The sequence below is a fragment of the Nocardiopsis lucentensis DSM 44048 genome, from assembly GCF_000341125.1.
In the GTDB taxonomy this organism is placed as follows: domain Bacteria; phylum Actinomycetota; class Actinomycetes; order Streptosporangiales; family Streptosporangiaceae; genus Nocardiopsis; species Nocardiopsis lucentensis.
The window spans coordinates 24,911-32,119 of sequence record NZ_ANBC01000306.1; the positions used below are offsets into that span (position 1 = coordinate 24,911).

Consider the following 7,209-nt stretch of genomic DNA (forward strand, 5'->3'; position numbering starts at 1 on the left):
CGGGTTCCCAGGGTGACCGGGTATCACACCCAGGGTCACAAGTCACAGGTGACCCAGTATGCACGCCTCTTCGGGCTGTTCATCACACGGCTGATTGCTCATAACCAGTGCATAACGGACTAAACCTGCCTCGTTACGGCTGGGCGGGCCAGGGGAGGGAGAGATCCGTACCTGCGCCGTCGGTCCGTGTCCCGGTCGGCGGCCGGACCCCGCGGAGTGACTCGGCCGCGGACACCAGCCCGCACAGGCGTCCCCATCCGAACGCGCGGTGCCGTCGTCCCCTCGGGCGCGGCGCCGCACTCAGTTACACGAGGAGCAGTCGTGAAGAAGCAGGTATCAGCGGTCACCCGAGGAGCCCTGGGTCGCCGGGACGCATTCCGCCTGGGTGGCGTCGGACTCGCCGTGGCCGGACTCGCCGCCTGCAGCCGTGTCGAGGACGGAGGCGGAGGTGAGGAAGGGGGGACTTCGGCGCTGGAGCGGTTGCGTGAGCAAGGCTTCGTCACGATCGGTCTGGCCAACGAGATCCCCTTCGGTTTCATGAACGACGCCGGTGAGCCCGCCGGGCAGTCCCCGGCCGTGGCCGCCGCGGTCTTCGAGGAGCTGGGCGTGGCCGAGGTCAGGCCGGAACCGGTCGCGTGGGACGGCCTGATCCCCGGTCTGATCGCCAACCAGTTCGACGTCATCGCCGCGGGCATGTTCATCACCCCGGAGCGCTGCGAGCAGGTCGCCTTCAGCGAGCCGACCGCGACCTCACCCGAGGCCTTCCTCGTCGAGGAGGGCAACCCCGGCGACATCTCGCACTTCACCTCGTTCGTGGACAACCCCGACCTGCGCCTGGCGGTCCTCAACGGATCCGTGGAGCAGACCTACGCGGAGGAGTTCGGGATCCCCGAGGACCAGCTGGAGCTGATCCCGGACCAGACCACCGGTTACGAGCTGCTGGAGCAGGGCCGGGTCGACGCGGTCTCCATGCTGAAGGTCTCCCACGAGTACCTGCTGATCGACCGCGGCGGGCCCTTCGAGGTCACCGAGGCCTTCTTCCCCGAGATCGACGGCAAGGAACAGCGCGGCTGGGGTGGCCTGGCCCTGCGTCAGGGGGACACCGAACTCCTGGCGGAGGTCAACCGCGTGATCGGCGAGTTCAAGGAGAGCGGACGCCTCCTGGAACTGGGCGAGGAGTGGGGCTTCACCGAGGCCGACCTGCCCGACGACACCACGACCGAACAACTCTGCGAGGGCTGATCCCGCTGTGCAGTTCCTGATCGAGCGGTTCCCGCTCTATCTCGACGGCGCGTGGGTCACCGTTCAGATCACCCTCGGCGGCAGTGCCCTGGCCTTCGTCCTGGCCATGGCCTTCGGCATCCTGGGCACCATCAAGCACTGGCTGCCCAGGGCCGTGGCCACGGTCTACGTCGAGGTGTTCCGTGGCATTGCCGCCATGGTGCTGATCTTCTGGATGGCCTACGTCCTGCCGGACCTGACCGGCTACAGGCTGGACAGAACCTTCGCCGCGATCCTCGCGGTGGGGCTCAACGTCGGGGCCTACGGTGCCGAGGTGGTACGTGCCGCGATCAACGCTGTGCCCAAGACCCAGGTGGAGGCCACGGTCGCGCTGAACCTGTCCTGGTTCCAGCGCATGCGGCTGGTCGTCCTGCCGCAGGCCTGGGCGCAGATGCTGCCGACGTTCGGCAACCTGGTCATCGAGCTGATGAAGGCCACCGCCGTGGTCTACCTCATCGGCGTCGTCGACCTGACCGCCATCGCGCGGCAGGTGCGCGACGCCACGGGTGAGACCGTCATCGCCTACATGGGTGCCCTCCTCATCTACTTCCTGATCGCGCAGGTGCTGATCTTCGGTATGCGACTCCTCGAACGCCGGGCCAACCGCAAGCTGGGTCGGACGCCGCCGGGCGGTACCGGTCTGGGCGCCCTCCTGCGGCACCCGGTCGTTCCCGGAGCCGGGGGCGGTGTGAGCGGATGATCTGGGACTTCGAGTTCACCGGGCGGATCCTGCCGGACCTCCTCGGCGGCCTGTGGGTCACCGTCCAGTTGACCGTGATCGGTTACCTGATCGCCCTGTCCTTGGGCCTGGCCGTCGCCGTCGTGCGCCGTGTCCGCGTGGTCGGGCCGATCGTGCACGGGGTCATGGAGTTCATCCGGACCACCCCCCTGCTGGTGCAGGCGGTCTTCGTGTTCGCCCTCGTCCCCCCGGAGATCTCCGCCTTCACCGTCGGTGTCGTGGTCCTGGGCGTGCACTACGCCGCCTACACCGCCGAGGTGTACCGCTCGGGCATCGAGGGGGTGGCCAAGGGCCAGTGGGAGGCGGCCCGGGCGCTGAGCCTCCCCGTGAGCAGGACCTGGGGCGCGATCGTGCTCCCGCAGGCGATCCGGAAGGTCATCCCCGCGTTGGGCAACTACCTGATCGCGATGTTCAAGGACACCCCACTGCTGTTCGCGATCACCGTCGTCGAGCTGCTCGCGACCGCCCAGCGGATCGGCGCCGCCGAGTTCCGCTACACCGAGACCATCACACTGGCGGGGCTGTTGTTCCTCCTCGTGAGCATCCCCTCCGCGATCCTCATCCGACGACTGGAGCGACGCTATGCCGCCGTCTGAGACCCCGTCCGCAGAAACACCCCAGGGGGGCGCTGGACAGCCGCAGATCGTCTTCGACCAGGTGGTCAAGCGGTTCGGGGACCTGACCGTCCTCGACCACCTCGACTTCTCGGTCGAGCCCGGCGAGCGGGTCACCCTCATCGGCCCCAGCGGTTCGGGCAAGACGACCATCCTGCGCCTCCTCATGACCCTGGAGAAGGTCACCGAGGGCCGGATCGACGTGGCGGGGGAGCCGTTCAGCCACATGCGGCGCGGGAACCACCTGGTCCCCGCCAGCGAGAGCTACCTGCGGCGCAGGCGCAGGAGCATCGGCATGGTGTTCCAGCAGTTCAACCTGTTCCCCAACATGACGGTGCGCAAGAACGTCATCGAGGCGCCCGTGCACGTCCTCGGCCTGTCCAAGGGCGAGGCGAACGAGCGGGCGGAGGAGTTGCTGGACCTGGTCGGCCTCGGCGACAAGATCGACGCCCACCCGACGCAGCTGTCCGGCGGCCAGCAGCAGCGCGTGGCCATCGCCCGCGCGCTGGCGATGCGCCCCGACATCCTCCTGCTGGACGAGGTCACCTCCGCCCTCGACCCGGAACTGGTGGCGGGGGTCCTGGACGTGCTCCGCCAGGTGGCCGAGACCACGGACATCACCATGCTGTGCGTGACCCACGAGATGGCGTTCGCGCGCGACGTGTCGCACCGCGTCCTGATGTTCGACAAGGGGCAGATCGCCGAGGAGGGGCCGCCGGAGCAGATCTTCGAGGACCCGCGTGAGGACCGGACCAAGTCCTTCCTGCGCTCGGTGCTCGACAACGGGTTCTGAGGTCCCCGCCGGTTCTCGTCGAACCGGGCAGGAGGTCCACCGGCCCGGGGCGCGACGCGCCCCGGGCCGATGTGTGTGCCCCCGACCACACTGACGACATACCGTAGTCATTAGATCACTTTTAGTTTCCCCTTGGGCAGAATGGGTGCTCTGATGCTGGGGGGACTCTTGTGACCAAGGTGCGAAGTTGGGGGCTCATCTCGTGGGGCGTGTTCTTCGCTCTGCTCGTCGTGGCGATGCTCGCCCGCCCCGAACTGCTCGCCGACGTCATGAGCGAGTCCCGTCCCGTCTACGTGGCGGTCTGGGGCCCCATGCTGATCGCGGGCGTCCTCACCTGGGCGCTCGTCCGCTGGTTCGGGGATCGCGACCAACTCGACCGGCGGGTCGCCGCCGCCCTCGACGGACATCCGATCCACCGTGAGTTCGGCTGGCTCATGGTGTTCCTCTGCGGGTTCGTCCTGGCCATGTTCGTGCTCTCGTGGGTCTCCTCCCTGTACGGGGAGGAGCTCGGCATGGACCTGCGGATGTCCGTCTCCCTGGTGTCCCGACTGCTGTTCCTGTTCACCCTGCCCATGCTCGTCATGGACCGCTCCGGCGTCACCATCGACGGCAAGGGCACCGCGATGCCCGCGCTCGCGATGGCCGTCCGCGAGCCCTGGCGGTGGCTCGGCCTGATCTCCGTGGCCCTCGCCGTGGGGCTCATCGCCTACCGCCTCGTCCCCGTCTTCGGCCTGCCCCCGCTGTCCCTGGCCGTCGCCGGCTTCTTCCTGGCCTTCGCCCTGGTCTCCCTGTGCGAGGAGATCTTCTTCCGGGCGATGGTGCAGACCCGGCTGGAGTTCATCCTGGGCCGTTGGGCCGGGATCGCGGCCACCTCGACCGTCTTCGCCCTGGCCTACGCGATCACGCAGCCCCACGACGCGGTCGCGCAGATCCGCGGCCAGGACATGGTGACCGACCTCGGCCTGTCCCTGCTCACCTACGGTGTGAGCGGCGTCCTCTACGGCTACCTGTGGACGTGCTTCCGTAACGTCTGGATCACCGTGATCCTGCGCATCGCGCTGTTCGTCATCATCCTGCCCCCGGGGCTCGACGCCCTCCTACACTGAGCCCCACGAAATCCAGGAACCCCGCGACGCACCGTGTTCACCGCGGGTGCGCCGCCGGACCCTCCGTGTGAAGACCACGCAAACTCTGCGTCCGGAGTTCGGATGAAGGTGTCCTGATGGGTACAGAAGCTCCATAGCAGTCGCACGGCGGTCATATTCCCCTCACGGGGAAGTCACCGTCCAGTCATGAACAGGGGGGAGTCTGCCACCTGTGAGCACGGAATCAGCGCCAACACCAGTGGATCCCACGATCGCCGACCTGCCGCCGGACAGGTTCATGGACCGGGAGGAGGGCTGGCTCCGGTTCAACCAACGCGTCCTCGAACTCGCCGAGGACGAGGACATCCCCCTGCTCGAACGCGCGCGGTTCCTCGCCATCTTCTCCAGCAACCTGGACGAGTTCTTCATGGTCCGGGTGGCCGGGCTCAAGCGTCGTATCGCCACCGGGGTCTCCGTGACCTCCTCCGGTCACCACCCCCGCGCCATCCTCGAACGCGTCTCGGAGTTCACCCGCGAACTCATGCTCCGCCAGGCCACCTGCTACGAGGACAGCGTCGCCCCCGCCCTGCACGAGGTCGGCATCCGCATCGTTCGCTGGAACGAGCTCGACGACGCCGAACACGAGTACCTGCACGGCTACTTCCGCCGCTCCATCTACCCCCTCGTCACCCCCTTCGCGGTCGACTCCGCCCACCCCTTCCCCTACGTCTCCGGGCGGTCGCTCAACCTCGCCGTCACCGTCCGCGACCCGCGCGACGAGCGCGGCATGTTCGCCCGCGTCAAGGTGCCCGGCTCCCTGCCCCGGTTCATCGAACTCACCGCCGGCGCCGGTGGTCGCTTCGTCCCCGTCGAGGACGTCATCGCCGCCCACCTGCCACAGCTGTTCGAGGGCATGGAGGTCGTCGAACACCACGCCTTCCGCGTCACCCGCAACGCCGACCTGGAGGTCGACGAGGACGAGACCGACAACCTCGTCCAGTCCCTCGAACAGGAACTCCTGCGCCGCCGCTTCGGCCCGCTGGTGCGCCTGGAGGTGGAGCAGTCCATCAGCGACGAGGTGCTCGGCATCCTGACCCGGCACCTCGGTGCGGAGGAGGAGGAGATCTACCGGGTCCCCGGACCGCTGAACCTGGCCGGACTCTCCCAGATCGCCGACGTCGACCGGCCCGAGCTGTGCTTCCCGCCCATGGTCCCCGTCGAGCCGCGCGCCCTGAACTCCGGTGACCTGTTCGCCGCGATCCGCGACCGCGAGATCCTCGTCCACCACCCCTACGAGTCCTTCGCCACCACCACCGAGAGGTTCCTGGCCCTGGCCGCCTCCGACCCCAAGGTCGTGGCGATCAAGCAGACCCTGTACCGCACCAGCGGCGACTCCCCGATCGTCGAGGCGCTCATCGAGGCGGCCCGCGCGGGCAAGGAGGTCGTGGTCCTGGTCGAGGTCAAGGCCCGTTTCGACGAGCAGAACAACATCCACTGGGCCCGCAAGCTCGAGGACGCGGGCTGCCACGTCGTCTACGGCGTCGTCGGGCTCAAGACCCACTGCAAGCTGTCCATGGTCATCCGCCAGGACGACGACGGCCTGCTGCGCCGGTACTGCCACGTCGGAACCGGCAACTACAACCCCGCGACCGCCCGCGTCTACGAGGACCTGGGCCTGTTCAGCGCCTCCGCTGAGGTCGGCGAGGACGTCAGCGACCTGTTCAACAGCCTCACGGGCTTCTCGCGCAAGAAGCACTACCGGCGCCTGCTCGTGGCTCCCGCCGCGCTGCGGGAGGGGCTTCTCGACCAGATCGCGGGAGAGATCGACAACTGCCACAGGGGCGAGCCCGCCCACATCCGGATCAAGGTCAACTCCCTGGTCGACCGCGAGATCGTCGACGCCCTCTACCGCGCCTCCCAGGCCGGTGTCAGCGTCGACCTGTGGGTGCGCGGGAGTTGTGTCCTGCGCGCGGGCGTCCCCGGGCTGTCCGAGAACATCCGGGTCCGCAGCATCCTCGGCCGCTTCCTCGAACACTCCCGCGTCTTCGTCTTCGCCAACGGCTGGCGCCCCCAGGTGTGGATCGGCAGCGCCGACCTCATGCCCCGCAACCTCGACCGGCGGGTGGAGGCCCTGGTGCGCGTCTCCGACCCGGAGCAGTGCCGCCGCCTCGTCGGCCTCATGGAACTGGCCATGTCGGACGGGACCTCGTCCTGGCGTCTGCGACCCGACGGGACGTGGGACCGGGCCACCCACGACGAGGACGGTCACCCACTCCTGGACCTCCAGGACATCCTGCGTGGGGACCGGCACCTCAGGGTGGTGGAAAACTGATGGACATGGATACCACGGACGAGACCAAGCGCGCCGAGGCCGTCCTCGGCGAACCCCGTGTCACCAGCGCGTTCCCGCCGCGCGACACGGCGGTCGGCGGTTACCTGGAGCCCATTCGCGCGGGCGGCACCGTCCTGTGGCGCACCGGTCCCGGGGGCGGGCCCGAGGTGGTGCTGATCAGGCGGCCCGACCGCGACGACTGGACCCTGCCCAAGGGCAAGCTGAAGAACGGCGAGCACCTCATCACGGGCGCGGTGCGCGAGGTGTGGGAGGAGACCGGGCTCACGCCGGTGCTCGGCCGCCGGCTCCCGCCGCAGCGCTACCTCAAGGACGGGTGGCCCAAGCAGGTCGAGTGGTGGGGGGGC

General features: G+C 68.6%; 7 protein-coding genes. All 7 read left to right on the forward strand.

All coding sequences use genetic code 11. From position 1 onward, the window contains the following. Nucleotides 1-402 precede the first annotated feature (402 nt). Nucleotides 403-1,242 (forward strand): ectoine/hydroxyectoine ABC transporter substrate-binding protein EhuB, encoded by an 840-nt coding sequence (ehuB, locus tag D471_RS0110895; protein WP_026127608.1) that lies wholly within the window; start codon nucleotides 403-405, stop codon nucleotides 1,240-1,242. Between the two features lie 7 nt (nucleotides 1,243-1,249). Beyond that, complete coding sequence (ehuC, locus tag D471_RS0110900; protein ID WP_017598655.1) at nucleotides 1,250-1,981, forward strand: ectoine/hydroxyectoine ABC transporter permease subunit EhuC; 732 nt, start codon at nucleotides 1,250-1,252, stop codon at nucleotides 1,979-1,981. Next, nucleotides 1,978-2,616, forward strand: coding sequence for an ectoine/hydroxyectoine ABC transporter permease subunit EhuD (gene ehuD, locus D471_RS0110905; RefSeq protein WP_017598656.1), 639 nt, complete (start codon nucleotides 1,978-1,980; stop codon nucleotides 2,614-2,616). The genes ehuC and ehuD overlap by 4 nt, the downstream gene beginning before the upstream one ends. After that, the gene (gene ehuA / locus D471_RS0110910) at nucleotides 2,603-3,427 is read left to right on the forward strand and encodes an ectoine/hydroxyectoine ABC transporter ATP-binding protein EhuA (RefSeq protein WP_017598657.1); all 825 of its coding nucleotides are present in this window, start codon (nucleotides 2,603-2,605) and stop codon (nucleotides 3,425-3,427) included. The genes ehuD and ehuA overlap by 14 nt, the downstream gene beginning before the upstream one ends. Before the next feature lie 170 nt (nucleotides 3,428-3,597). Further along, a complete protein-coding gene (locus D471_RS0110915; RefSeq protein ID WP_017598658.1) occupies nucleotides 3,598-4,533 on the forward strand; it encodes a CPBP family intramembrane glutamic endopeptidase in 936 nt (311 codons plus the stop codon). Between the two features lie 238 nt (nucleotides 4,534-4,771). Beyond that, complete coding sequence (locus tag D471_RS0110920; RefSeq protein ID WP_017598659.1) at nucleotides 4,772-6,844, forward strand: RNA degradosome polyphosphate kinase; 2,073 nt, start codon at nucleotides 4,772-4,774, stop codon at nucleotides 6,842-6,844. 5 nt (nucleotides 6,845-6,849) lie between these two features. Next, a partial coding sequence (locus D471_RS33830; RefSeq protein ID WP_152486270.1) for an NUDIX domain-containing protein occupies nucleotides 6,850-7,209 on the forward strand: 360 nt, incomplete at its 3' end.

Bases quoted from the DNA above. Each gene is read 5' to 3' on its own strand.
- ehuD (WP_017598656.1), top strand. From the start codon at position 1,978: ATGATCTGGGACTTCGAGTTCACCGGGCGGATCCTGCCGGACCTCCTC.
- ehuA (WP_017598657.1), top strand. From the start codon at position 2,603: ATGCCGCCGTCTGAGACCCCGTCCGCAGAAACACCCCAGGGGGGCGCT.